This window comes from Brevundimonas sp., from assembly GCF_035935935.1.
In the GTDB taxonomy this organism is placed as follows: Bacteria; Pseudomonadota; Alphaproteobacteria; order Caulobacterales; family Caulobacteraceae; genus Brevundimonas.
In genome coordinates this window covers 45,701-71,523 of record NZ_DASYWO010000007.1, presented here as the reverse complement: position 1 = coordinate 71,523, position 25,823 = coordinate 45,701, and the positions used below count along the sequence as shown (strand labels likewise).

Genomic DNA, 25,823 nt, shown 5'->3' with positions numbered 1-25,823 from the left:
CGCCCCGTCGCTTTCGCGCGGAGTTGGAGGGCGGGCGGAGCGCCGGGCGCGAAGCCCGGATGCAGAAAGAAAATACCGTTTCGGCTTCGCGTGACGCTCCGCGCGCGTGGTTTTCCGGAAGCCCGCGTCGGGTGGCGCTGTTCACGCCTTACCGCGGTCGCCTCCGGCGGGCGGCGACGTCCCTGCGGACGGTCCCGGATCGGTCCGAGTATTCCCCTCGACCCTTGCCGGACCTCATCTCTTGGTGAGACCCGTCGGCCCCGCCGCCCGAAGGCGGCGAGCCCCGCTCCACACGCTCCCGCCGCCGCAAGGTCGCAGGCCTCACGAGCCCTCCGGTGCGACGGGACGAAGGAAGGGTGGGTCAGGTCCGGAGCGACGTCGGAAGAAAGGTTCAATCCCTCCCGCGCCGTCTGAAACGTCAGTGAAATCCGGCGCCGATCATCGCGACGTCGTGCCGTCGACCGACGCAGCCGGAGACGGGATGTGCGGGGCGACGTTCGTTTCCGCCCGCGCTGCGGGGCGTTGGTCACGGAATGTTTCATCGGCGCGCTACCTTTCCAACGCGACGCGCGTTAGGCAGGGCCTGTACGGACAAGCTCAGGGGCTGACGGATGACGAAGTGGGTCTACGGCTTCGGCGGGGGATCCGCCGACGGCGACGCGTCGATGAAGAACCTGCTGGGCGGCAAGGGCGCCAACCTGGCGGAGATGTCGTCGCTGGGCCTGCCGGTGCCGCCGGGCTTCACCATCACGACCGAGGCCTGCGTCCACTACTATTCGAACGGGCAGACCTATCCGGCCGATCTGGCGGATCAGGTGAAGGCCGGGCTGGGCGCGGTCGAGCGGATCGTCGGCAAGACGTTCGGAGACGCGAAGAACCCGCTGCTGGTGTCGGTGCGGTCGGGCGCGCGTGCGTCGATGCCGGGGATGATGGACACGGTCCTGAATCTGGGCCTCAACGACGAGACGGTGGAGGGTCTGGCGGCGCTGTCGGGCGACCGGCGTTTCGCCTTCGACAGCTATCGCCGCTTCATCACCATGTATTCGAACGTCGTGCTGGGCCTGAGCCACGACGATTTCGAAGAGGTGCTCGACGATCACAAGGACCGGCTGGGCGTCACGATCGACACCGATCTGGCGGCCGGGGACTGGGAGAAGGTGGTCGCCGACTACAAGCGCGTGGTGGAGGACCGGCTGGGGCGGCCCTTCCCGCAGGATCCGCACGCCCAGCTGTGGGGGGCCGTGGGCGCGGTCTTCGCCAGCTGGATGAACGACCGGGCGAAGTTCTATCGCCGGATGCACGACATTCCGGAAAGCTGGGGCACGGCGGTCAACGTCCAGTCGATGGTGTTCGGCAACATGGGCGAGACCTCGGCCACGGGCGTGGCCTTCACGCGCAATCCGTCGACGGGCGAAGCGAAGCTGTATGGCGAGTTTCTGATCAATGCCCAGGGCGAGGACGTGGTCGCCGGCATCCGCACGCCGCAGTCGCTGACCCGCGCGGGCCGCGAGGAGATGGGCGAGACGAAGCCGTCGATGGAAGAGGCGATGCCGGAGGTGTTCGGACAATTCGTCGACGTCGTCGGGCGGCTGGAAAGCCACTACCGGGACATGCAGGACATCGAGTTCACGGTCGAGCAGGGCCGGCTGTGGATGCTGCAGACGCGCAACGGCAAGCGGACGGCGAAGTCCGCGCTGAAGGTCGCGGTCGATCTGGCGGCCGAGGGCGTGATCTCGCGGGACGAGGCGGTGTCGCGCGTGGAGCCCGCGGCGCTGGACCAGCTGCTGCACCCGACGCTGGACCCCAAGGCCGAGCGCAAGGTCGTGGCGGCGGGCCTGCCGGCCAGCCCCGGCGCGGCGACCGGCAAGGTCGTGTTCGACGCCGACGAGGCCGAGCGCATGAGCCAGCTGGGCGAGGCCGTCATCCTTGTGCGGGAGGAGACGTCGCCGGAGGACATCCACGGCATGCACGCGGCGCGCGGCATCGTCACCGCGCGTGGCGGCATGACCAGCCACGCGGCCGTCGTGGCCCGGGGCATGGGGCGGCCATGCGTGTCGGGCGCCGGGGAAATCCACATCGACGAGAAGGCGGGCGCCTTCACCGCGCGCGGCCGCACCTTCCGCGCCGGGGAAATCATCACCATCGACGGATCGAAGGGCGAGGTCATGGAGGGCGCGGTCCCCATGATCGAGCCGGAGCTGACCGGCGACTTCCAGACCCTGATGGGGTGGGCCGATCAGGTGCGCCGCCTGAAGGTGCGCGCCAATGCCGAGACGCCGCTGGACGCGCGGACGGCGCGCGGATTCGGCGCCGAGGGCATCGGCCTGTGCCGCACCGAGCACATGTTCTTCGACGACACGCGGATCGCGGCGGTGCGCGAGATGATCCTGGCCGACGACGAGGCCGGACGGCGCGCGGCGCTGGCGAAGATCGCGCCGTTCCAGAAGGCCGACTTCGTCGAGCTCTTCACCATCATGGCCGGCCTGCCGGTGACGGTGCGCCTGCTGGACCCGCCGCTGCACGAGTTCATTCCCCACACGGAGGCGGAGATCGACGCCCTGGCCGCGACGCAGGGACTGGACGCGGCCAAGCTGAAGAAGCGCGCCCGCGACCTGCAGGAGACCAACCCCATGCTGGGCCATCGGGGTTGCCGACTGGGGGTGGCCTATCCCGAGATCTATGAGATGCAGGTGCGGGCGGTGCTGGAGGCGGCGCTGGCGGTGAAGGCCGCCTCAGGTCAGGCGCCGGTGCCCGAAATCATGCACCCGCTGGTCGCCCTGGGGCTGGAGATGAAGTTCCTCAGGGAGCTGACCGACCGCACGGCCGAGGCGGTGTTCGCCGAGAGCGGCGACCGGGTGGAGTATCTGGTCGGCACCATGATCGAGCTTCCACGCGCGGCGCTGCGGGCAGGCGACCTGGCGCAGCACGCCCAGTTCTTCAGCTTCGGCACCAACGACCTGACGCAGACGACGTTCGGCATCAGCCGGGACGACAGCGGACGGTTCCTGCAAGCCTATCTCGACAAGGGCATCTTCGAGGCCGATCCCTTCGTGCGGCTTGACCAGGAGGGCGTGGGCGACCTGATCCGCATCGCCGCGGAACGGGGCCGGGCCCAGCGGGGCGACGTGAAGCTGGGCATCTGCGGCGAGCATGGCGGCGATCCCGCCTCCATCGCCTTCTGCGAGGAGGCCGGGCTGGATTACGTCAGCTGCAGCCCCTATCGCGTGCCGATCGCCCGGCTGGCGGCGGCGCAGGCGGCGCTGGTGGCCCGCGGCGGCGAGGCGCGCGAGAAGGACCGCTGATCACCTGGACACCCCTGGACGATCGGACTGCACAAGCCTGGACAGTCGTTTGACCTTGTGCGGCCGGTTTCCAGTCAGCGGAAGTTGCAGCTGACGCCGGCCCACATGTTCGAGACGCGGCCGTTCTCGAGCAGGCCGGAGACGCCGCCGAAGGTGAATTCGGTCCCGAGGCTGGTCTCCTGAACCGTGATGGCGTGCGCGCCCTCGAGGTCCGCGCGGGAGGAGCCGACGCCGACGCCGGTCATCAGGGTGGCGCCCTGGCGGTTCGTCGCCCAGCCGGCGAAGCTTCCGTTCTGGAACCACAGGGTCAGGCCGTCATCCCATGAGGCGAAGTCGAGCGGGCCGGCCCCGCATTCGGAGTTCGTGCCGCGTTCGCGGGGCGCGCCGCGCGATGCGCCGACCAGCGCCACCACCTGCTCGGCCGGCTGACCGAAGGCCAGGCTGGCGGTCGACCCGGACTCGCGGTCGATGAGCCGCAGGCCCTCGGGGTCCAGACCGACGACCCGGGTCGAGGCCGGCGTGGGCGAAGCCGCGGGCGGCGCTTCGGCGCCCGGCGTCACCGCGGTGTCCGTCGGGGCCGACGCGGGCTCCTGCGCCGGCTGCTGGCAGGCGGCGAGCGTGAGGGCGGGGACGGCGAGCAGGGCGGCGAGGCGGCGGGTCATGGCGAGCTCCGGCTGTCGGGATGAGCGCAAGCTAAGCGCCCGCCCCGGTTTGGACAACATCTGGCCGGAGTTGGCGTAACGCCGACTGTGCCAAGTTTTCAACATCCCTCTGCATGTATCCGGGACGATGTGGAACGGCGCGGACCTTTTCCTATTTAGGTCTCGCTGGATGGGGCCGGCGACCGCAGAAGTCGCCGCATCCAAGGAGTGATGAAACAATGCGTAACGTCTTTCTTTATACCGTGGCCGCCACGGCGCTGTTCGCCGCACCCGCAGCCATGGCGCAGGTCGCCCAGCCGGTCTACGGCTCGGTCGCCTATTCCCACCTCGACGCCGACGACGGCGACCTGGGCGCGATCTACGGCCGCGTCGGCTATCAGTTCTCTCCCAACTTCGCGATCGAAGGCGAAGGCTCGTTCGGCGTGAAGGACGAGACGTTCGATCTGGGCGGGGGCGTGGAAGGCCGCGTCGAGCACAAATACGATGCGGCCGCCTATGCGGTCGGCATCCTGCCGGTCAGCCCGAACTTCGAAGTGTTCGCGCGCGGCGGCTACGGCACCACCCGGCTGAAGGCCTCGGCCGCCGGCCTGTCGAGCACCGAGAACGCCGAGAGCTGGAACTACGGCGTGGGCGCCAACTACTACTTCGACGGCCAGAACGGCATCCGCGCCGACTGGACGCGCCGGGACTTCCGCGACGACGCCGGCGAAGCCGACGTCTGGTCGCTGGGCTACGTGCGCAAGTTCTGATCGCACGATCCGGGATCGTCAGGAGGGCGCGCTCGCAAGGGCGCGCCCTTTCTTCATGGGCGAGGTTTCAGACGGCGAGCCCGGGCGCCAGGGCCCAGCGCTGCGAGCCCTCGCCGAAGGGGCGGACGAAGACGTCTCGGCAGGTTTCCAGCAGCTCGACGATGCGAGCGGCGAGCTCGGACTTGGCGATCTGCTCGCCGCGCTGCCGGCACATGGCCACGACGCAGTCGATCACGACGGTCTGATGCGCCGAACCGCCGAAGCGCTTGAGCACTGCGGCCATGTCCCACACCAGCGGGTCCTTCACGGGCGTTTTGCCGTGGGTCTGAGCCATTCGGGTTCCCCCTTGTTCTCTCGACCCGGAACGGTTCGCAAAAACGCCTGTGAGGTGCAAGCGTCAGCGCGAAAATGTGAACGCAAACCGACTTACGGCGCCGCTCAGCGCTTTCGGACGAAGACCGTCCCCGCCGAGTAGCCTGCGCCGAAGCTGCAGATGAGGCCGACGTCGCCCGGCGCCATGTCCTGCTGGTGCAGGTGAAAGGCGATGATGGAACCGGCGGACGAGGTGTTGGCGTAGTCGTCCAGGATGATGACGTTCTCGTCCGGCGACGGGTCGCGGCCCAGCACCTTGCGGCCGATCATCTCGTTCATGTTGATGTTGGCCTGGTGCAGCCAGAGGCGCTTGAGACCCTGCGGGTCCAGCCCCAGATCGCGGGCGTGGGCGACGATCATGTCCGACACCATGGGCACGACGTCCTTGAAGACCTTGCGGCCCTGCTGGACGAACATCTTGTCGGTCCTGCCGTCGTTCAGCGGCGACGGATCCGAGACGGCCTGGGCGTCGGCGCGGGCGGCGCGGTTCAGGAAGCCGAAATTGTTGCGGATGTTGTTCGAGAAGACGGTCTTCAGCCGCGTGCCGAGGATTTCCCAGCCGCCCGGCCCCGCGGTCCCGGCACTTTCCACGATCACCGCCGTGGCCACGTCGCCGAAGATGAAGTGGCTGTCGCGGTCCATGAAGTTCAGGTGGGCCGAGCAGATTTCCGGATTGACCATCAACACGGCCTTCGCCGAGCCGGAGGCGATGAAGTCCGCCGCGGTCTTGATGCCGAAGGTGGCGCTGGAACACGCCACGTTCATGTCGAAGGCGAAACCCTCGATGCCCAACGCCTGCTGCACCTCGATGGCCATGGCGGGATAGGGGCGCTGCATGTTCGACGCGGCGCAAATCACCGCACCGATCTCGCCGACCGGCTTGCCCCAGGCGGCGATGGCCTGTTGCGCCGCCTTGACCGCCATTTCCGCGAGGACCGACAGCTCGTCGTTCGACCGCTCCGGCAGATGCGGGACCATCCGCGCGGGATCGAGGATGCCGGTCTTGTCGAGCACGAAACGGCGCTTGATACCCGACGCCTTCTCGATGAACTCGACCGACGACGGGGTCAGCGCCTCCAGCTCGCCCGAGACGATCTGGTCGGCATGTTCCGCGTTCCAGCGTTCTGCCCAGGCGTTGTAGGCGGTCACCAGCTCTTCATTGGTGATGGACTGGTCCGGCGTGAACAGGCCGGTGGCGGCGATGACGGCGTCAGACACTTTTCTTCGTCCCTATCGCTCGGGACGCGGTCCCTCGCTGCTTGAGGGACGACGATCCGGCGCCCCTATCGCTCGGGACGCGGTCCCTCGCTGCTTGAGGGACGGATCAATAGGCCGGAGGCGAACTGCGGTCGAGGGCAGCGGTGAGCGCCCGCGCGATCCGCGACCGACGGCGCGGCGCGGGCGCGGCCTCCAGCGCGGCGACGACGTCCTCGGCCTCGCACGGCATGCCGTTCGGGGCGACGTAAAGCGGGTGCAGGATCAGGGCGGCGGCGACCAGATCGTCGACGGTCGGTCGGGCCGTCCGGCGGGGGATCGTCAGGGCGTCCTCCGTCAGGCCCCAGCCCGCGTAGAAGGGTCGCCCGAAGGTCAGGACGCGGCGGTCGCGCAGCAGGGCCTCGAATCCCGCGGTCGAGGTCATGACGGCCACGACGTCGGCGGCCTCGATGCATGCGCTCACGTCCAGATCGTCGGCACGGGCGTCTGCCAGCGCCGCGGCTTCGGCCGGCAGGGCGCCGAGACGGTTTCCGGCGCGAACGTCCGGATGGTCCCGCCAGATCAGGAAGGCGTCGGGATTCCGGCGCCGCACCTCGGCCAGCAGGGCGGCGTTAGTGCGGACGTTCCCGCAGCCGAGCAGCACGGAGCGGTCATCCTCGACTTGGCCCATGACGAGGATGCGCTCGCGCTCGGAGGGCCAGTCGGGCGGAGGCTCGCCCGCCAGATTGTACTTGCTGAGATCGGCCTCGACGATGCGGCGGCGCAAGGCGGCGCCGCGGGCCCTGTCGGTCTCGGACACGCCGGACTGGATCAGGGTTTCGAGGTCCGAGGGGCGCGACGGGTCGTAGTGCACGCCCTTGCCGTCCAGCACGGCGGAGAGCGCAGGAACGAAGTCCGAGCCGAGACCGCGGGAGCGGATGAAGCCGTCCTCCATCCGGAACAGGGGGACGTCGGCGGTGGCGGCCTCGTCGGCGAGGGACTCCGGCTCCCGCCCCGCCCAGACGAGCAGACGGCCGCCGCCGGCGGCGGCCGCGGCGATCGCGCCTTCGGTGGAGGAGTGGTGGGTCAGCTGCGCCTGCGGGGCGTTCATCAGACGCGCCGTGGCTCCCCGCTTGGGCGGGGTGAAGCCGGCGGCATGCCAGCGCCCCTCCAGCCGGCGCGCGCGGCGGGTCAGAGCCGCCAGACGCTCCACGGCCTCCTCCGGCGAGCAGGCTTCCCCCGTGACCGGATCGACCCAGCGCGCGCAGGCGACGAAGGTGGCATGGACCACATCCTCAATCGCGCGAGGGACGCCGCGCCTTGGCGGCTTCATGTCGTCCTGCGTCAGGTCCCAGCCGGCGTAAAAGGGCGCGCCGAAGACGCGCACCGGCAGCCGCCGCCACAGGGCTTCGAACCCAAGCCCGCTGGTCACCACGTAGACGGCGTCGACGGCGTCGAGCAGGTCCGCGGCCCGGACGTCGTCGACGATCGTCAGGTCACGGGAGTCCGACAGGTCGAGACATCCCCGCTTCAGCCCGGCGGCCACGGCGGGGTGGCGCTTGACGATCAACTGGGCCTCGGGCTCGTCCTGCCGGGCGGCCGCCAGCATGCGCGCGAAGCTCCAGTCGCCGGCGAACCCCAGCGGGATCGACGCGTCGCCGGACGTCTGGTCCGCAATCAGTATGCGGCGTCCCGGACGGAGGATTGAGGGATCCAGAGGTCGGCCGAGATTGGTCTTGGACAGACCATGCGCCACCACGCTTTCCATGAGGGCGCGGGCGCGCAGGCGCTGGGCGCGGGTGGCGGTTCCGGCGATCGTCCCCTCGACCTGGGAGCCGAGGAAGCAGTCGTAGTAGGCGCCCAGATGGTCGACGATCAGGGATGTCGACGGCGTGCCCGCCTCACCCAGTCCGACCGATCGCAGGAAGCCGTCCTCGAGCGCCACATAGGGCAGACCGGTCAGCTTCGACCACAGGCCGCCGGCGTGCGAGGAGGGCTTGTGCCCCCACCCCAGCACGGCCTTCACGTCGGGCCCGGGCAAGGCGCGGAAAGCGTATTCCGGCAGCAAGGCGCGGCGATGCGGCAGGCGCAACAGGCCCGGCGTGCAGGCCCAGGCGGGGACGGCCCCGCTCACTTTCCGGCTTTCGCCAGCGTCCGGCGAGCGGCCTCGAGGTGGAGGCGCTCGAGCATTTCGCCGTCCAGGGAGATCGCCCCCCTGCCCTGCGCGCCCGGCGCGTCGAAGGCGGCGACGACCGCACGGGCACGGGACACCGCGTCGGGCGACGGGCTGAAGGCGGCGTTGGCGGCGGCGATCTGGCGCGGATGGATCAGGCTCTTGCCGTCGAAGCCGTAAAGGGCGCCCTGAGCGCATTCGCGGCCGAAGCCGTCGTCGTCCTGATGGCGGTTGTAGACCCCGTCGATTGCGGCGACGCCGCATGCCCGGGCGGCGGCGACGGTGGCCGCCAGCCAGGGCTTGAGCGGCTCGCGGTCGTCGCTCGCCCCCGTGCCGAGGGCGGCGGCGAGGTCGTTGACGCCGAACATGAGGGCGTCGAGCGCGGCGTGAGCGCCGGCGATCTCCGTCAGGCGGAACAGCGCCACGGGGGTCTCGATCATGGCGATCAGACGAGCCTGGGGCACGGCGCCGGCGGCGCGGACCGCGGTCGCGGCGTCCTCCACCTTCGGCAGGACGATCAGGTCGCATCCGGCGGCGGCGAGCGCGGCGAGGTCGTCGGCGTGCCAGGGCGTGCCCGCTCCGTTGACGCGGACGCCGAGACGCGGCGCCAAGCCTCCGGAGCGAACGGCGTCCACGGCGGCGGCGCGGGCGTCTTCCTTCCGGTCGGGGGCGACGGCGTCCTCGAGGTCGAGCACGGCCACGTCGCAGTCCAGCGTCCGCGCCTTTTCCATCGCCCGCGGACTGGACGCCGGCAGAAACAGGACGCTGCGCGCCCGCATGGTCAGACGCGGCCCGTGACGGGGATCAGGGCGCCGCGCAGGGCGCGCGATTCCGGCGAGGCCAGGAACAGCATCACCGCCGCCAGATCGCCCGGGGCGACCCAGTCCTCCGGGTCGGCGTCGGGCATGTCGGCGCGGTTCTGCGCCGTGTCGAGGATCGACGGCAGGACGGCGTTGACGGTGACGGTCGTGTCCTTCAACTCGCGCGCCAGGGCCTCCGTCAGGCGATGCACGCCGGCCTTGGAGGCGGCGTAGGCGCCCATGCCGGCGTCGGCCTTCAGCGCGCCGGCGGCCCCGACGTTGACGATGCGGCCCTCTGGCGAGCGTTTCAGATGCGGCAGGGCGGCGCGGGCGGCGTTGAGACAGGTCAGCACGTTCAGGCGGAACATCTTCTCATGCGCCGGCGCGTCGGCCTCGGTGGTCTGCCAGACGAAGCCGCCCGCCACGTTCAGGAGGGCGTCGATCCGGCCGAAATGACCCGCGACGCGGTCCATCGCCGCCTGCGCCTGCGTCGGGTCGGTCAGATCCACGCCGCCGACCGTAAGTTCGTCGGGCGCGGTCTCGTCGCCCGGCGCGTGATCGATCAGGGCGACGCGCCAGCCGCGCTGAAGCGCCAGATCGGCCGTCGCCGAGCCCAGCGCCCCCTGTCCCCCCGTGATGACGACGACGCCCTGGTTCATGTGTGCCTCCATGCTGCGTTTCTGGCCGACGTCGGCCACCCGCGCCAGCCCCGTGGCCGCTCCGCCATGTTTCGACATTTTTTCGCCCTGTTCCGCATCCCGCCGTTCGGCCGGGGCGTAGGTCCCGGGTGGAACATGGAAGGACACCCCACGTGAGACGTCAGATCATCCTCTCCGCCGCCGCGGCGGCGACCCTCTTCGCCGCAGGCGCGGCCACGGCCCAGGACTGGACCGGCCCTTACGTCAGCCTCGCCGTCGGAGGCGACTTCGTCGACGACGAGGACGACGAGATCACCCTGTTCGACACCGATCTGGGCGGGACGTTCGGCGACACGGTGCGCACCAGCGGCGGCCTGGACGCCTTCGCCTCGACCCCGACGCAGGCCGCCGGCTTCTGCGGCGGCAAGGCCACGGGCAACAATTTCGGCGCCGGCTGTCAGGACGACGACCAGCTGGAGGGCGGCGTCGCCGGCCGCATCGGCTGGGACTTCGGCATGGGCGGCTTCGTGTTCGGCGTGCTGGGTGAAGCGGCGAGCGTCCAGTCGCGCGATCACGCGACCGCCTTCAGCACCACGCCCGCCAGCTATCAGTTCGCGCGCGGCATCGACGGCCCCGTCTATGCGCTGAGGGCGCGCGCCGGCTCGCCGATGGGCCGCTGGATGCCCTACGTCACGGCCGGCTATGCGATGGCGGACGTCGAGGAGAGCTACGCCACCAGCAACACCGCCAACAGCTTCACCCCGACGACCAACACGACCGACGCGGACGGCTTCCAGGTCGGCGGCGGGCTTGAGTACGCGGTGAACGACCGGATCAGCCTCGGCGCCGAATATCTGTACACGGCGCTGGACGTGAACGAGCCGCTGGTCGTGCGGGTGGGCCCCGGCACGGCGCCGGCGACCAACCCGTTCCGGATCGTCAACCCGGCGGGCACCGACACGCGCCGCGGGTCGGACGAGTTCAACTATCACGCGTTCCGACTCACGGTGACCGCGCGCTTCTGACTGCGGCGTTCCCCCAAGACGTCGGCATGGGCCCCGGCGCGACGCGTCGGGGCCCCCTTTTTTTTCAAGCGCCCGCGAACACCTTGCCGAGAATCCGCCCGAGACCCTCGGCGTCCACGGCGTCGAAGGCGGCCGGGATGGTCGCGTCGACGTCGAGGACGGCGATGAGGGCGCCGGTCGCGTCGCGCACGGGCACGACGATCTCGCTGGCCGAGCGCGAATCGCAGGCGATGTGCCCCGGGAAGGCGTGCACGTCGGGGACGACCTGCGTCTCTCCCGTCGCCGCGGCCGCGCCGCAGACGCCGCGGCCGAAGGGAATGCGCAGGCAGCCGAGCGTGCCCTGATAGGGCCCGACCACCAGCTCCGTCGGCTTCGCCGGATCCACGACGTAGAAGCCGGTCCAGAAGTAGTCGTCGAAGGCGTCCGCCAGCATGGAGGCGACGGTGGCCATCCGCGCCGTCAGGTTCGGCTCACCGTCCAGAACGGCCAGGATCTCCTGCTCGACTTCGGCGTAGCGGGCGGCCTTTTCGGCGGGGCGGTCGGTGCGGGCGACGTAGGCCAAGACGGGCTCCTGATTCGGGCGACGCCGGCCATATGGAGCCGCCGATCCGCCGGCGCCAGCCTCGCCCGGCAGGCGAACGGCCTCGCTTCCGCGGCGATTTCCGCGCCTCTGGACACATTGCGGCCTTGCTGCGGCAACGCTTTGGCGTTTTTCGGCGTTAACCATATCGTCAAGTTCACTGGACCGGCGGCCCGCTTTGGGAAATGGTTAACGGCCGCTGGTCGTCGTGGCGTGGGGGATGAGGGGAACATGTCCGAGCGCGGCGCCTATGATCGCGAGCGCGGCCGGCGGGGACCGGGGCGCGCCATCGCCATGGCGCTGGTCGCCGTTCTGCTGATCGCCGCCCTGCTGGCCATGGCCGCGTGCGGCGAACAGACGCCGCAGTTCTTCCGCCGCGTGGGCGGCGCCGCCGACGAGGGCTGCCCGCGTCCGGCCGCCCTGACCGGCGCCGAGTTCAACGATCAGGAGCGCGGCCTGCGCGTGCTGCGCAAGGCCGCCTTCCGCGGCGACTTCTTCGCCCAGCTGGAGCTGGGCTCGCGCTACGCCGCGGAGCGGGCGACCGACAAGAACATCGAGGACCCGATCGAGAGCGCGACCTGGCTGGCCATGGCGCTGGCCAACGAGCAGGGCTTCGCGCCGATCAACCGGGTCAACCGCGGGCCGTTCGGCGGCTGGCGGCCGCTGTCGCGCTACGACGACTGCCGCGCCAACGAGCGGTCGTCGGCCTATCGCCGGCTGAACCGCACCCTGTCGCGGATGACGCTGGAGGAGCAGGAGGCCGTCCGCGACCGGGTCATCTACATCCTGGCGACGCAGGACGCCCCGGGCTTCCGCACCCTGGCCCGGCTGCACGACGGCCTGTACGGCCCGTTCGGCGAGCCGCAGGACAACCCGCAGGGCCGCGAGGCGTGGGGACGGCGGGGCGGCGGTCGCGACGGCCTGCAGGCTGCGACCGGCCTGTTCCGCCGCAACGACGTGGACGCCTATCTGTACAACTACCTCGCCGTGCAGACCGGCGACGTCGGCTCCTACGTGCTGCTCAAGGACTTCGAGCGCTCGTCGCCGAACCGGACCCAGTACGGCCGTTTCGTGGAGGCCAAGGCGCGGCAATGGGTGCCGCCGTTCGAGTTCTATCCGAACAAGGCCCCGGCCTCGGGCGTGCCCTTCTCGGACGAGAGCCGTCCGCGCGGCGACTCCTGGGAATACGCCACCAGCCGCATCAGCGAACTCCCCTTCATCCACGTGGGACGGGCCCTGCGCTATCTCGGCATCTCCGAGATCGCCGCGTCCCAGCCGACCCAGCTGTCGAAGCGCGAGGTGGAGACGCTGGAAGCCGTGCTGGGCCATCCCATGGACGGGCGGCCGTCGCTGCTTGAGCGCGTGCGCGCGATCCAGCTGGCGGCCGTGAACGGCTCCTCGGAGGCGCAGCTGGTCCTGGCGGTGATGTACGCCGAGGGCATCGGCGTGCCGATCGACTACGCCCGCAGCTTCCACTGGTTCGAGGAGGCGGCGCGTCAGGGCAGCCCCGAGGCCAAGTTCGCCCTGTCGTCCTACTTCGCCCTGGGCGTGGCCGGCGTCGCCGATCAGGACAAGGCCGAGGCCGTGGTGCTGAGGATCGATTCCGCCCTGGCCGGCTTCGCGCCGTCCGCCGCGCGCCTGCAGGCCGTCCTGGCCCAGGTGTCCCGCTCGCAGCAGCGCCGATAGGAGGGCGCCCCATGACCCGCAAAACCCTCCGCCACGGACTGGTCGCCGCCTCGGCCCTGATGGCCGCCGGCCTGGGCGCCTCGCTGGCGCCCGACGCCGCCGTCGCCCAGGACGCCGCGCGCGTCGAAAGCACGACGCGCCCCAACTTCGGCATCCTGCTGGACCCGCCGACCCGCACCGCGTCGCGTCGTGGCTCCCACCGGCGCTGGAGCCGGCCCGGCCACGGCTACGGTCACCCCGGCCCGGCCTATCCCGGGCCGATCCGCCCGGGCGGTCAGGAAGAGGTCGTCCTGGTCGACTGCGGCGGCAATCCGGGCACAGGCGCCGTCGAGGACGCGGTGCGCCGCGTCCGCCCCGGCGGCACGTTGATCCTGCGCGCGCGCGGCGGCCCGTGCGTCGGCTGGCTGAACGTCGACAAGCCGCTGACCATCCTGGGCGAAGGCGGGTTCGACCCCCGTGACTGGGACCGCAATCCTTCCATCACCCTGCAGGCGCCCGACGGGCTGCCGTGCATGACGGTGGCCGCCGGCGTCCGCGTGTCCGTGCGGGACGTGGTCTTCACCTCTCCCCACGCCGGCGAAGCGGCGTGCGTTATCGGCTATGACGCGCAGATCGAGATGAACCGCGTCGGCTTCCGCCACGTCGGCGACGAGGCGGCGATCTACATGGACGGCGGTCTGCTGGACGTCCGCAACGCCGTGATCGACGCCCAGACGGTCAGCCCGGCCATCATCGCCGACGGCGCCTCCATGACGGCCTACGACATGGTGGTGTTCGGCGCGCAGTCCGGTCTGGAGGTCACGCCGGGCGCGGGCCAGACGGTCACCATCTCGACCTCGACCTTCAAGGGCGTGGGCGTGCCCAACAACTTCGGGCCGCGCAGCATCGGCATGGTGGTCCGCTCCGGTCGCGACTACGGCCGGGTCGAGGTGACCAACACGGCCATCTGCGGTTACGTCGAGGGCGTGGCGATCGAGGGCGCTTCGGTGAAGATCGAGGACAGCCGCATCTGCCGCACCGACAAGGGCGTGGTGCTGTACAACGGCGAGCTGGTTCTGAAGGACAGCCGCATCGGCGCCGACACCCTGGGCGTGGCCGCCGCGTCGGGCCGGGCGCTGATCACCGACAACGTCTTCAGCGGCGTGCGCGAGGTCATCTACGCCGAGCCGCGGGCCGTGGTGGAGGCGTCGGGCAATCGGGTGTGGTCGCAGCATGTGTGCCGCGCCCGCTTCCGCGAGCGCTATCGCGGCCGCTACGAGCCCTACTGGACCGGCGGCCAGGGCTGGCAGTGCACCTACGGCAGCTATCCGCAGTCCTGGTACGAGGAAGAGGACGCCCTGCTGGGCATGCCGTACGAGGACTGGGGCTATTCCCTGCAGGGATACGACGGCTACCAGCAGGGCTACGGCTACTACACCCGCGAGGGCGGCTATGTGGACGACCGCAGCCTGTACGGCGACGAGCGCTGGTCCGACGGGCGCCGGCGGCGGTAGGCCCGGCAGGACTCGAACCTGCAACCAGACCGTTATGAGCGGTCGGCTCTAACCATTGAGCTACGGGCCCGCCGGGCGGGACCGTGGGCGTAGCAGGCGCGGGAACGGCCGCCAAGCGGCCGCGAATCCTTCGGCGATTTCACGCCGATGAACGGAACCTGCACAGTTCCGCGACGCTCCGGTTCAGGACGCGACGGCCAAGGTGCGGTCGTCCGAAACTCTCTCTCCGGAGCTCTCCGCATGATGCGCAAATCCCTCGCCCTGGGCGCCGCCCTGGCCGCCCTGACCTTCGCCCCCGCCGCCCTGGCCCAGTCGCAGCCCGGAGGCGGCGCCCCCATCACGGTGCAGGCCGTCGTGGACCGCCCGGCGCTGACGCTGGCCGCCTACGGCGAGGTCAAGGTGGCCCCCGACATGGCGACGGTGAATTTCGGCGTGGTGACCGAGGCGCCGACCGCGCAGGAGGCCATGGCCCAGAACGCCGCGCGCATGGCCGAGGTGACCGCCGCCCTGCGCCGCGCCGGCATCGAGCCGCGGCTGGTCCAGACCTCGGGCCTGAACCTGTCGGCGCAGTACGACTACGTCGAGAACAACCCGCCCCGCCTGCGCGGCTATCAGGCCTCGAACCGGGTGACGGTGCGCGTCGAGGATCTGGCCCGGACCGGGCAGGTCGTGGACGCCGTCGTCGCCGCCGGCGTGAACCAGATCGACGGCATCGGCTTCGGCCTGAAGGACCCGACCGCCGCCGAGAACGAGGCGCGCGTGCTGGCCGTGCGGGCGCTGCAGGAGAAGGCGGCGCTGTATGCGCAGGCGCTGGGCGTGCCGCTGGGCGGCATCCGCAACCTGACCGAAGGCGGCGGCTATGCGCCGCCGCCCATGCCGCCGATGCCGATGTATGCGCGCGGCGCGGCCGTGGCGATGGACGCCACCTCCGTCTCGCCGGGCGAGCTGACGGTGCGGATCGACGTGACCGGGGTTTATGATCTCCAGCGTTGAGGTCCGCGGCTTGCTTCCTTCTCCCCCTGCGGGAGAAGGTGGCGGCCGAAGGCCGACGGATGAGGGGTCGCACCGGTGTCGGACGACTGGCTGCAGGACCGGGCCAAGGAAATGCGCCGGGAGCCCTCGGTGCAGGAGCGGCGGCTTTGGAAGCTGCTTCGCGGTCGACGGCTGGGCGGCCTGAAGTTTCGGCGTCAGGTCGTCATCGGCCGCTACATCGTGGACTTCGCGTGCATGAGGCATCGACTGATCGTCGAGGCCGACGGTCCGCATCATGCGGACCGCGCTGAGCGCGACCGGGCTCGTGACATGTGGCTGAACGCCCAGAACTTCCGCGTGCTTCGCTTTCCCAACTCGCAAGTCGAGAACCGGGCGCACGAGGTCATCGCGGCGATTCTGGCCGCGACCGGGCGGTCCTTGACCGGCCCCGTCTGAGTAACCCCTCATCCGTCTCGCTGCGCGAGCCACCTTCTCCCGCAAGGGGAGAAGGACGCCGTCGGGACTACCCCGAAATCCGGTCGAAGTCGGCGACGCGGCCCATGACGGCGCGGATCTGGCCGAGCAGCTTCAGGCGGTTGTCGCGTTCGGCGGGGACGTCGGAGTTGACCAGCACGGCCTCGAAGAAGGCGTCGACGGGCGCGCGGAGCGCCGACAGGGCGCGCATGGCGGCGGCGAAGTCCTCGGCCTCCAGCGCCTGATCCACGGCGGTCTGCGCGGCGGCGGCGGCGAAGGCCAGCGTGGTCTCCTCGGGCGGCTGGTTCGCCAGGCCGGTCTGGACCATGCCGGTCGGGACAACATTTCCCGTTTCTTTGGCCTTCTTCGTCTCGGCCTTGAGGATGTTCGAGGCGCGGCGATGCCCGGCCAGCAGGTTGGCGCCGTCGTCGGTGGCGAGGAAGGCGTCCAGCGCCTCGACCCGCCGCACGATGCGGACCAGGTCGTCGTCGCCCAACGCGAACACGGCGTCGACGAGGTCGTGGCGCTTGCCCTGATCGCGAAGGAGGACTTTCAGGCGGTCGGCGAAGAACTCAGCGACCTCACTGGCGATCGAGGCCTTGTCGACCATCCGCTGCACGTTGGCTTGGCGAGAAAGGCCGGCGAGCGACATGCGTGCCCCGCTCTCCAGCACCAGCCGGATCACGCCCAAGGCGGCGCGGCGCAGGGCGAAGGGGTCCTTCGACCCCGTCGGCTTTTCGTCGATGGCGAAGAAGCCGACGAGGGTGTCCAGCTTGTCGGACAGGGCCACGGCGACCGTCAGCGGCGCGGTCGGGACGGCGTCCGAGGGCCCCTGCGGCCGGTAGTGGTCGCGGATCGCGTCGGCGACGGCGTCGCCGTGTCCGGCGCGGGCGTAGTAGCCGCCCATGATCCCCTGCAGTTCCGGAAACTCGCCGACCATGCCGGAGGCCAGATCGGCCTTGGCGAGGCGGGCGGCGCGTTCGGCCTGATCCGGATCGGCGCCGACCAGCGGCGCGATCTCGCGGGCGAGCGCCGCGATGCGGTCGACGCGCTCGGCCATGGTGCCGAGCTTCGCGTGGAAGGTGACGCCCTCCAGCTTCTTCAGCCAGGCGTCGAAGCCGGTCTTGCGGTCCTCGTCCCAGAAGAAGCGGGCGTCGTTCAGGCGGGCGGACAGGACCCGGCTGTTGCCGGCGGCCAGAGCCTTGCCGCCGTCGGTGGCCTCGACGTTGGCGACGACGACGAAGTGCGGGGCCAGGCCGTCGCGCGCGGGGTCACGCACGGCGAAATACTTCTGGTGCACCTTCATCGACAGGCGCACCACCTCGGGCGGCAGGTCGAGGAAGGCGGGGTCCATGTCGCCCAGGATCGGCGTGGGCCATTCGGCCAGGCCGGCGACCTCGTCCAGCAGGCCGTCGTCGTCGACGAGGGTCAGGCCGCGGTCGGCGCAGGCGGCCTTGGCGCCCTCGAGGATGCGCAGCTTGCGGTCGGCGACGTCCAGCAGGACGTGCTCGCGCTCCAGCTTCTGGCGATAGTCGGCGAAGTCCCTGACCGCGAAGGGTGCGCCGGAGCCGAGGAAGCGATGCCCCTCGGTCACGTCGCCCGACGCGATGCCGTCCACGTCGAAGGGCACGACGGCGCCGTCGAACAGGCAGACGATCCGCTTGAGCGGGCGGACCCAGCGCAGGGCCCCCATGCCCCAGCGCATCGACTTGGGCCAGGGGAAGCCGCGCACGATCTCGTCGACCATGGCGGGGATCAGGTCGGCGGTGGCCCGGCCCTTCTGGCTGATGACCGCGAACAGGACGCCGTCGCGCTCGACCAGCTGGTCTCGGGTCAGGCCGGTCTTGCGCAGGAAACCCTCCAGCGCCTGCCCAGGGGCCGACGCCTTCGGCCCCTTCAGCTCTTCCTCGCGGTCCGGGGTGGCGGCGGGCAGGCCGTCGACGACCAGCGTCAGGCGGCGCGGGCCGGCGAAGGTGGTCAGGGCGTCGAACGACAGCCCGGCGGCCTTCAGACGCTCGCTCGCCATACGCTCCAGATCGCGCGCGGCCCCCGCCTGCATGCGGGCGGGGATCTCTTCGGAGAACAGTTCAAGAAGCAGCTGGGGCATCAGGCGCGCGCCCTTTCCTGCTCGACCCACTCCGTCGCGCAGGCTTTGCACAGGTCGCGGATGCGGCCGATGTAGCTCTGGCGTTCGGCGACGGCGATGGCGCCGCGGGCGTCCATCAGGTTGAACAGGTGCGACGCCTTCAGCACCTGGTCGTAGGCGGGCAGGACCAGCTTCTGGTCCTGCGGGCCGCGCATCTCCAGCAGACGGCCGACCTCGGCCACCATGTCCTCGAACCGGCGCTTCAGCCCGTCGACGTCGTAGCCGTGGAAATTGGCCTCGGACTGCTGGCGCTCGTTCTCGAGGAAGACCTCGCCGTAGGTCAGACCCTCGTCGTTGAAGCGCAGGTCGTAGACGTTGTCGACGCCCTGAACGTACATGGCCAGGCGCTCCAGCCCGTAGGTCAGCTCGCCGGAGACGACGTCGACCTCGATGCCGCCCACGCCCTGGAAGTAGGTGAACTGGGTCACCTCCATGCCGTCGCACCAGACCTCCCAACCCAGGCCCCAGGCGCCGACGGTGGGGTTCTCCCAGTCGTCCTCGACGAAGCGCACGTCGTGCAGTTTCGGGTCGATGCCGATGGCTTCCAGCGAGCCGAGATAGAGCGCCTGCAGGTTCTCCGGGTTCGGCTTCAGGATGACCTGGAACTGGTAGTAGTGCTGGAGCCGGTTGGGGTTTTCGCCATAGCGGCCGTCGCCGGGCCGGCGGCTGGGCTGGACGTAGGCGGCCTTCCACGGACGCGGGCCGAGCGCGCGCAGGACGGTGGCGGGATGCAGGGTGCCGGCGCCGACCTCGACGTCATAGGGCTGCAGCAGGGCGCAGCCCTGCGCGCCCCAGTAGCGCTGGAGCGTCAGGATCAGATCCTGGAACGAGAGGGGTCTGTCGGCGGCCACGGAACCTCGGGGAGCGGGCATGCGGAAACGGCGGACCCTGATAGGGCCCGCCGCCTCTCAACTCAACCGATGGCCCGAGGACGAGGGGCCTTCAGGCGGACTTAGGCCTGAGGGTCGGTCGGCTCCTCGTCTTCCTCGCCCTCGCCCGCTGGCGGAGCGGCGGTCTCATCGGTCGCCGGGGCGTCGGCGGCCGGCGCCGCCTCCTGACCTTCAGCCATCGGCTGATCCGGCGTGGTCGCCTCGTCGGCCTGATCGGCGGCCGGCGTCGGGGTGGTCCGGGTCACGCCGACGGGCCGTTCGGCGGGGGTCGCCGGCGTGGCGGGCTCGGCGGGGACGGCCGGTTCGGTGGGCCGTCCGTCCGCGGCGGGCGTGGCCGGAGTCGCCGGCGTGGCGGGCTGAGCCGGGGCGACCTCTTCCTCGTCGCCCATGGCGGCCTGACTGGCCGACGGCGTCAGCACCTTGTCGATGGCGAAGACGGCGCCGTTGGACGCGTCGATGTCGGCCTGGACCACGGTGGCGGAGTCGATGCGGATGGCGTCGCCCGTGCCGTCCAGCTGGACCTGGGCGCCGCCCGCGGTCGGAACGCCGCCGCGCGCACCGGTGATCTGGCTGGACTGAACGTCGGCGGCGATGACGTGGTAGAGCAGCAGCGACCGCAGCTCCTCACGATTGGCCGGATCCAGCAGACGGGCGCGCTCGGTCTCCGGCAGGGCGGCAAAGGCCTCGTCCGTCGGGGCGAAGATCGAGACGGCGGGCTGGGCCTCAAGCGTGGCGGTCAGGCCGGCGGTGTCCAGGGCCGACAGCAGGGTGGTGAAACGGCCGTCGGCGCGCAGCACGGCGACCACGGAGTTGGGCTGGGTCGCCGAGGCGGTGATGGTCGCGGTCGGCGCCTCGGTCGGCGCAGGGGCGGCGGTGGTGCCGTCGGTGGGCGTCGCGGGCGGCAGGGTCGGCGGCGTCTGTGCCGGATCCTGCGCCGGAGTGGTCGGCTGCGGCTGCGGCGACGGGGTTTCCTGCGCGAAGGCGGCCGGGGCGGTGAACAGGGCGACGGCGGCGGCGGCCGTCATGAGACGGGTCTTCAGCATGTCGTTCTCCTTCCAGAGTGAACAGCCAAGGTTCAGGGGAGGAACTCTTGGATCAGCCCCCAGTCCAGGAAGCTTGAACGCCGAATGCGTTCACTTCCGGTTCAGTTCCGGACCAGTATTCGTCGGCAAGACATGACCTTGAGCTTGCCGTGATCCGGACCCGATCGCGGCAAAATGGCCGTTGTTCCGACCTCAGTCGGCCGGATTCTGGCTCACGGCCGCATCCACGCTGTCAAGTCTGACGGGCACGACCCACCATTCTGAATTTAGCCCGCCGAGCGCGGCGGCCGCCCTCGCCGCCGCGGCGGCGTCGCGGCAGAGGCCGAACAAGGTCGCGCCCGATCCGCTCATGCGGGTCAGCAGAATTTCCGGGCTCGCCGCGATGCGTTGGCGCGCGTGGGCGATGGCCGGGCAGAGGCTCTCGGCGGCGGGCTGCAAGTCGTTGCGCTGCGACGCCAGCCAGTCGGTCACCGTCCCATATGACCAGTCGGCGGGCGGCGGGGGCGTGTCCGCTCGCCGCATCGGGCCGGCGTCGTAGGCGGCGAACACGGCGCCGGTCGGCACGGGCACGCGGGGGTTGACCAGAACGGCGTGCAGGGGCGGCAGGCGCGGCTCCGGCGTCAGAATCTCGCCGAGCCCCGACGTCCACGACACGGTCGGGAAGAGGCACATGGGGCCGTCCGCGCCCAGCGTGGCCGCCATTTCGAGCAGGGCGGCGTCCGGCAGGTCGGGGGCAAGGGCGGCGCGGGCCAGCCGCAGGGCCGCGCCCGCGTCGGACGTGCCGCCGCCGATGCCGGCCGCCGACGGCAGATGTTTCTCCAGCACGATCGACAGGCCGCGGGCGTCGAGACCGGTCGCGGCCGAGAAGGCGGCCAGCGCGCGCGACACGAGGTTTTCGGGGCCGGTCGGCACCCCCGCGGCCAGCGGTCCCTCGACGCGCAGGCCGGGCGGGCCGTCCGCGTCCAGCGTCAGGCGATCGCCGACGTCGGCGAAGGCGCTGAGACCGGACAGGGGGTGCTTGCCGTCGGCGCGCGGCGGGGCGACGTGAAGGAACAGGTTGACCTTGGCCGGGGCGAAGGCGCGCAGCCGCACAGGCTCAGCTTCCGGCGGGGGCGGCGTCGGGCAGGCCGACCTCCAGCTTCTGACGCAAGGCGGCTTCCAGCTCGGCGCCGGGGTCCAGGACCAGCGCGCGCGACCACTGGAACCGGGCCTCGCGTCGGCGGCCCACCTGCCAGTAGGCGTCGCCGAGATGATCGTTGACCACCGCGTCGCCCGGACGGGCGTCGACGGCAGCTTCCAGCGTCAGCACGGCGTCGTCGAAGAGGCCGCGGCGGTACTGGGACCAGCCCAGCGCGCCCTGAACGGCCACGTCCTCCGGGTCGGCCGCGGCCGCCCGGGCGATGAGGGCGGCGCCCTCCTCCACCCGGCCCTGATCGATCCAGACCGCGCCGAGCAGGCCCAGGGTGTCGGCGTCGTCGGGCGCGGCGGCGAGAGCGGCCTCGAGCGCGGTCGTGGCCTCGGCGTCGCGGCCGACCGCGCGCAGCGCGAAGGCGCGGGCGCGCAAGGCCTGGGGCGACGAAACGCCCGCCGAGAACGCCGGACCGGAGAGCACCTCCAGCGCCTCGGCGTGACGATCGAGGTGGCTGAGCCTTTCGGCCAGAGCCACGGCGGGCGCCGGATCGGACGGCGCGGCCGCGACCGCACGGGCCAGCGGGACGAGCGCGGCCTCGTGCTCCCCTTCACGGACCAGGCTCTCGCCGATGGTGAGCTGGGCGGACGCATAGAGGGACGGGTCGGCGATCGAGATGCCGGACAGGGCGTCGCGGCCCGGTCCTTCCAGACCCGCCTGGATGAGGGCGTCGCCGAGGTTCAGCAGGGTGACGTCGGACGGCGCGACGTCCTGGGCCAGACGCAGATAGACCGCGGCCGATTCATGCTGGCCCTCGGCGCTGGCCTGCAGGGCGGCGGACGTCAGGGCGCCGGATGCGCCGGCGCGCAGGTCGCCGATCGCCGGGGGGCGGCCGCGGGAGGCGGCGCGGGCGCGGGCGGCGGGGATCCGGCCGTCCGCCTGACCTCCGGCGATTTCCGCATCGTAGAGCGCGACGGCCTCGGCACGCCGGCCGCGGCGTTCGAGGAAGGCGCCGTAGTCGGGCGCGAACAGGCGTCGGCCGAGTGCGGTCCCCATCACCACCGCCCATTCCGCCGCGGCCTCGTCATGGCGGCGACGGATCTCGAGCAGACGCGCCCGGTCGGCGCGCAGGAACAGGGTGGTGGAATCCGGCCCGAGGGCGGCCAAAGGGGTCAGGGCACGGTCCCAGTCGCCGGCGGCGGCGGCCAGCCACGGCGTCAGCAGGCGCCCGGCGCGGGCGTGCGGACGTCCGACGGCGCGCGCGTCGACGAGGGCCAGCGCGCCCCGGGCGTCGCCGCGGTCCAGCGCCTGAACGACCGTGACCAGCCGGCCGGCCTCGGTGACGAGGGCGGGCACGCCCTCGCCCTGGGGCGTGATGCGGCCGGCGAAGGTGAGGTCGCCGCCGAGCAGGTTGGTGGCGAAGGCCTGATCCCGGACGGAGGGCTGCTCGGGCGTGAGCCACAGGGTCTGGCGGAGGTAGACGGCGCCGTCGCCGGCGTCGCCGCGGGCCGCGGCCAGACGGCCGGCGAGAAACAGACCGTAGGCCGACCGACCCTGGTCGTCCGTCGGCGCGGGCGCCCAGACCTCAGGAATGGCCTGGGGCCGCTCCGGCTCAACGTCGGCGAGGGGCGCCGGCGCGCGCACGTCGGGCGCCCCGGGGCCCGGCACGGGATCCTGAGCCAGCGCCGGAGCGGCGAAGGCGAGCGTCGAGGCGAAGGCGAGGAGCAGGCGCGCGGTCATGGCGCGAAGGAACCGGCTTTCCGCGACGCGCGCAAGGCCGCGCGGCCGCCCGCCCTCACATGTTCGGATAGTTGGGACCGCCGCCGCCTTCCGGCGTCGTCCACACGATGTTCTGCGACGGATCCTTGATGTCGCAGGTTTTGCAGTGGACGCAGTTCTGGGCGTTGATGACGAAGCGCGGATCGGTCTTCGCCGCCTCGTCGCCATAGACCACCTCGTAGACGCCGGCCGGGCAGTAGAGACGCGCCGGCTCGCCGTACTTCGGCAGGTTGACGCGGATCGGGATCGACGGATCCAGCAACTTCAGGTGCGCGGGCTGGTCCTCGGCGTGGTTGGTGTTCGACACGAACACGGACGACAGCTTGTCGAACGACAGCTTTCCGTCCGGCTTCGGATAGGCGATCGGCTTGTGGTCCTTCGCCAGCCCCGTGGCTGCGGCGTCGGTCTTGCCGTGCGTCATGGTCCAGGGAACGGTCAGGCCGGTCAGCGACCCCAGCCACATCTCCACGACCCCGAACGCGCCGCCCAGCGTGGTGCCGAACTTCGACAGGTAGGGCTTGGCGTTGCGGACGAGCTTCAGCTCTTTCGCCACCCAGCTGGCGTCATAGGCCGACTGGTAGGCGTCCAGCACGTCGCCCGACCGGCCGGCCATGACGGCGTCATAGGCGGCGTCGGCGGCCATCATGCCGGTCTTCATGGCGTTGTGGCTGCCCTTGATGCGCGGCACGTTCACGAAGCCGGCGGAACAGCCGATCAGCGCGCCGCCCGGGAAGGCCAGCTTCGGCACCGACTGGAAGCCGCCCTCGGTGATCGCGCGCGCGCCGTAGGAGACGCGCGTGCCGCCCTCCAGATGCTCGGCGATCGCGGGGTGATGCTTGAAGCGCTGGAACTCGTCGAACGGCGAGAGCCACGGATTCTTGTAGTTGAGGTGCACGACGTAGCCGACGGCCACGTAGCGGTCTCCGAAGTGATACAGGAACGACCCGCCGCCGGTGTTCTCGTCCAGCGGCCATCCGGTGGTGTGCTGGACGAGGCCGGGCCGGTGCTTTTCGGCGGGGACCTGCCACAGCTCCTTCAGGCCGATGCCGAACTTCTGCGGCTCGGACGCGTCGCACAGGTGGTGCTTCGCCATGATGGTCTTGGCCAGCGAGCCGCGCACGCCCTCGGCGATGAAGACGTACTTGCCATGCAGCTCCAGTCCCGGCTGGAACTCGCCCGTCGGCCTGCCCTCGCGGTCGACGCCGAAGACGCCGGCGACGACGCCCTTCACCCGGCCGGTCTCAGCCTCCCAGACCACGTGGCTGGCGGCCATGCCCGGATAAACTTCCACGCCGAGGGCCTCGGCCTGCTCGCCCAGCCACCGCGTGAGGTTGGCCAGAGAGGCGATGTAGCAGCCGTCGTTGTGCATGATCGGCGGCAGGAGCGGCATGGGGATCTCCGCCTGCCCGGCTGGTCCCAGCAGCAGGAACCGGTCCTTGGTCACCGCCGTCTCCAGCGGGGCGCCGCGGGCCTTCCAGTCCGGGAAAAGTTCGGTCAGCGCCTTCGGGTCGATCACGGCGCCGGACAGGATGTGGCCGCCGATCTCGGCCGACTTCTCCAGCACGGCGACGCTGATCTCCCTGCCGTCGGCGGCGGCCTTCTGCTTCAGGCGGATGGCGGCGGACAGGCCGGCCGGGCCGGCGCCGACCACGACGACGTCGTACTCCATGACCTCGCGCTCGACGCCGGTCAGGGCCTCCAGAGCCGGCAGCCGGTCGATCACCGCGTCCTGCCACGCGGTCCGGGCGCCGCCTTCGCGTTCCTGGTCGGTCATTTCCTGAGGTTTCCTCGTCGCCGTATCGGTCTTTGGTCTCTTATCGGGAGGTGACGCAGGGACGGTCAAGGACTAGTCCTGAGCGCAATGTTCGCCCCCGCCGCCGACTCGCGCGCCGTCGAAGCGCTGATGGCCTTCTGGGCCGACGCCGGGGTGGAGGTTTGTTTCGAGGACGCGCCGGTGGACCGGCTGCGCCCCGTGGCCCCGCCGCCGCCCGCCCTGGTCCGTCCCGCCGGCGCGCCGCCGGTGCGGCCCGCCGCCAGCGGCGGCGTCGTCGAAGCCGTCGCGGAGGCCCGGCGCGCGGCGGCCGCGGCGCTGGATCTGGACCAGCTGGAAGCGGCGATCGCGGCGTTTCAGGGGTGCCCCCTGTCAGGCATGGGTGCGCGGCAGGCGGTGTTCGCGCGCGGCGATGCGACCGGCGGCGTGCTGATCGTCGGCGAGGGTCCGGGCGCGGAGGAGGACCTGAAGGGCAAGCCGTTCGTGGGCAAGGCGGGTCAGTTGCTGGACCGGATGCTGGAGGCGGCCGGGTTGTCGGAGCGGGCGTTCATCACCAACACCGTCTATTGGCGGCCGCCGGGCAACCGGACGCCCACGGTGGAGGAACAGGCCGTCTGCGCGCCGTTTCTGGAGCGCGTGTTCGAACTGCTGCGGCCGAAGGTCGTGCTGACCCTCGGCGCGGCCGCGGCGCGGCAGGTGCTGAAGACGGACGACGCCATCACCCGCGCCCGCGGCGTCTGGGCCGAGTGGCGTCTGGCGGAAGGCGACGTGGCGGCGCCCGTCATGCCGACGCTGCATCCCGCCTTCCTGCTGCGGCAGCCCCAAGCCAAGCGCGAGGCGTGGGCCGATCTGCTGGACGTGGCCGCGCGGCTCGACGCGGCGCCGTGACTCAAAACCGCCCCATTGGGCCGGAAATTCGCGAGGAGCGCCGGGAGCGGCGCCGCT

General features: G+C 71.2%; 21 protein-coding genes and 1 tRNA gene. 8 read left to right on the top strand and 14 right to left on the bottom strand.

What is annotated here, in order from left to right; all coding sequences use genetic code 11:
• Positions 1 to 611 precede the first annotated feature (611 nt).
• Complete coding sequence (gene ppdK / locus VGR32_RS08335) at positions 612 to 3,302, top strand: pyruvate, phosphate dikinase (RefSeq protein WP_327449756.1); 2,691 nt, start codon at positions 612 to 614, stop codon at positions 3,300 to 3,302.
• Between the two features lie 74 nt (positions 3,303 to 3,376).
• Here the strand turns inward: ppdK and VGR32_RS08330 are convergent, their stop codons facing one another.
• Positions 3,377 to 3,964 (bottom strand): hypothetical protein, encoded by a 588-nt coding sequence (locus VGR32_RS08330; RefSeq protein ID WP_327449755.1) that lies wholly within the window; start codon positions 3,962 to 3,964, stop codon positions 3,377 to 3,379.
• A 218-nt stretch (positions 3,965 to 4,182) separates the two neighbouring features.
• Between VGR32_RS08330 and VGR32_RS08325 the strand changes: the two genes are divergently transcribed.
• Entirely contained in the window at positions 4,183 to 4,713 is a 531-nt protein-coding gene (locus VGR32_RS08325) for a porin family protein (protein WP_327449754.1), read from the top strand.
• 67 nt (positions 4,714 to 4,780) lie between these two features.
• On the opposite strand, the gene VGR32_RS08320 is transcribed toward VGR32_RS08325, so the two are convergent.
• The 5 genes from VGR32_RS08320 to VGR32_RS08300 all read right to left on the bottom strand — a co-directional run bounded on the left by VGR32_RS08320 (position 4,781) and on the right by VGR32_RS08300 (position 9,911).
• The gene (locus VGR32_RS08320; RefSeq protein WP_327449753.1) at positions 4,781 to 5,047 is read right to left on the bottom strand and encodes a hypothetical protein; all 267 of its coding nucleotides are present in this window, start codon (positions 5,045 to 5,047) and stop codon (positions 4,781 to 4,783) included.
• 104 nt (positions 5,048 to 5,151) lie between these two features.
• The gene (locus VGR32_RS08315; RefSeq protein WP_327449752.1) at positions 5,152 to 6,303 is read right to left on the bottom strand and encodes a beta-ketoacyl-ACP synthase III; all 1,152 of its coding nucleotides are present in this window, start codon (positions 6,301 to 6,303) and stop codon (positions 5,152 to 5,154) included.
• Between the two features lie 106 nt (positions 6,304 to 6,409).
• Positions 6,410 to 8,413 (bottom strand): capsular polysaccharide biosynthesis protein, encoded by a 2,004-nt coding sequence (locus tag VGR32_RS08310; RefSeq protein ID WP_327449751.1) that lies wholly within the window; start codon positions 8,411 to 8,413, stop codon positions 6,410 to 6,412.
• On the bottom strand, positions 8,410 to 9,231 hold the full coding sequence (locus tag VGR32_RS08305) for a CoA ester lyase (RefSeq protein WP_327449750.1): 822 nt from the start codon (positions 9,229 to 9,231) through the stop codon (positions 8,410 to 8,412). Before VGR32_RS08305 ends, VGR32_RS08310 begins: the two co-directional genes overlap by 4 nt.
• 2 nt (positions 9,232 to 9,233) lie before the next feature.
• Positions 9,234 to 9,911 (bottom strand): SDR family NAD(P)-dependent oxidoreductase, encoded by a 678-nt coding sequence (locus VGR32_RS08300; protein WP_327449759.1) that lies wholly within the window; start codon positions 9,909 to 9,911, stop codon positions 9,234 to 9,236.
• Between the two features lie 152 nt (positions 9,912 to 10,063).
• Between VGR32_RS08300 and VGR32_RS08295 the strand changes: the two genes are divergently transcribed.
• Entirely contained in the window at positions 10,064 to 10,915 is an 852-nt protein-coding gene (locus VGR32_RS08295) for an outer membrane protein (RefSeq protein WP_327449749.1), read from the top strand.
• Between the two features lie 64 nt (positions 10,916 to 10,979).
• On the opposite strand, the gene VGR32_RS08290 is transcribed toward VGR32_RS08295, so the two are convergent.
• The gene (locus VGR32_RS08290) at positions 10,980 to 11,477 is read right to left on the bottom strand and encodes a GAF domain-containing protein (RefSeq protein ID WP_327449748.1); all 498 of its coding nucleotides are present in this window, start codon (positions 11,475 to 11,477) and stop codon (positions 10,980 to 10,982) included.
• 249 nt (positions 11,478 to 11,726) lie between these two features.
• On the opposite strand from VGR32_RS08290, the gene VGR32_RS08285 reads away from it, so the two are divergent.
• Positions 11,727 to 13,181: a tetratricopeptide repeat protein gene (locus VGR32_RS08285; protein WP_327449747.1), complete on the top strand. Its 1,455-nt coding sequence runs from the start codon at positions 11,727 to 11,729 to the stop codon at positions 13,179 to 13,181.
• Between the two features lie 11 nt (positions 13,182 to 13,192).
• Entirely contained in the window at positions 13,193 to 14,674 is a 1,482-nt protein-coding gene (locus VGR32_RS08280) for a hypothetical protein (protein ID WP_327449746.1), read from the top strand.
• Here VGR32_RS08280 and VGR32_RS08275 read toward each other — a convergent pair.
• Positions 14,672 to 14,744: transfer RNA gene (locus VGR32_RS08275), tRNA-Ile, on the bottom strand. The two genes, VGR32_RS08280 and VGR32_RS08275, sit on opposite strands and share 3 nt — an antisense overlap.
• A 170-nt stretch (positions 14,745 to 14,914) precedes the next feature.
• Between VGR32_RS08275 and VGR32_RS08270 the strand changes: the two genes are divergently transcribed.
• Complete coding sequence (locus VGR32_RS08270; RefSeq protein ID WP_327449745.1) at positions 14,915 to 15,667, top strand: SIMPL domain-containing protein; 753 nt, start codon at positions 14,915 to 14,917, stop codon at positions 15,665 to 15,667.
• A 75-nt stretch (positions 15,668 to 15,742) separates the two neighbouring features.
• Positions 15,743 to 16,102: an endonuclease domain-containing protein gene (locus VGR32_RS08265; protein ID WP_327449744.1), complete on the top strand. Its 360-nt coding sequence runs from the start codon at positions 15,743 to 15,745 to the stop codon at positions 16,100 to 16,102.
• A gap of 67 nt (positions 16,103 to 16,169) precedes the next feature.
• On the opposite strand, the gene glyS is transcribed toward VGR32_RS08265, so the two are convergent.
• The 6 genes from glyS to VGR32_RS08235 form a co-directional block, all read right to left on the bottom strand.
• Positions 16,170 to 18,227, bottom strand: a complete 2,058-nt coding sequence (gene glyS / locus VGR32_RS08260; RefSeq protein WP_327449743.1) for a glycine--tRNA ligase subunit beta — start codon at positions 18,225 to 18,227, stop codon at positions 16,170 to 16,172.
• Entirely contained in the window at positions 18,227 to 19,138 is a 912-nt protein-coding gene (locus VGR32_RS08255) for a glycine--tRNA ligase subunit alpha (protein WP_414642902.1), read from the bottom strand. Before VGR32_RS08255 ends, glyS begins: the two co-directional genes overlap by 1 nt.
• Positions 19,139 to 19,218: 80 nt before the next feature.
• Complete coding sequence (locus VGR32_RS08250; RefSeq protein WP_327449741.1) at positions 19,219 to 20,199, bottom strand: fasciclin domain-containing protein; 981 nt, start codon at positions 20,197 to 20,199, stop codon at positions 19,219 to 19,221.
• 192 nt (positions 20,200 to 20,391) lie between these two features.
• A complete protein-coding gene (locus tag VGR32_RS08245; RefSeq protein ID WP_327449740.1) occupies positions 20,392 to 21,291 on the bottom strand; it encodes a 4-(cytidine 5'-diphospho)-2-C-methyl-D-erythritol kinase in 900 nt (299 codons plus the stop codon).
• Positions 21,292 to 21,295: 4 nt separating this feature from the next.
• The gene (locus tag VGR32_RS08240) at positions 21,296 to 23,068 is read right to left on the bottom strand and encodes a tetratricopeptide repeat protein (RefSeq protein ID WP_327449739.1); all 1,773 of its coding nucleotides are present in this window, start codon (positions 23,066 to 23,068) and stop codon (positions 21,296 to 21,298) included.
• A 55-nt stretch (positions 23,069 to 23,123) separates the two neighbouring features.
• The gene (locus VGR32_RS08235) at positions 23,124 to 24,776 is read right to left on the bottom strand and encodes an electron transfer flavoprotein-ubiquinone oxidoreductase (RefSeq protein ID WP_327449758.1); all 1,653 of its coding nucleotides are present in this window, start codon (positions 24,774 to 24,776) and stop codon (positions 23,124 to 23,126) included.
• A gap of 192 nt (positions 24,777 to 24,968) precedes the next feature.
• Here VGR32_RS08235 and VGR32_RS08230 point away from each other — a divergent pair, with 192 nt between their 5' ends.
• The gene (locus VGR32_RS08230) at positions 24,969 to 25,766 is read left to right on the top strand and encodes a uracil-DNA glycosylase (RefSeq protein WP_327449738.1); all 798 of its coding nucleotides are present in this window, start codon (positions 24,969 to 24,971) and stop codon (positions 25,764 to 25,766) included.
• The last annotated feature ends 57 nt before the right edge of the window (positions 25,767 to 25,823 follow it).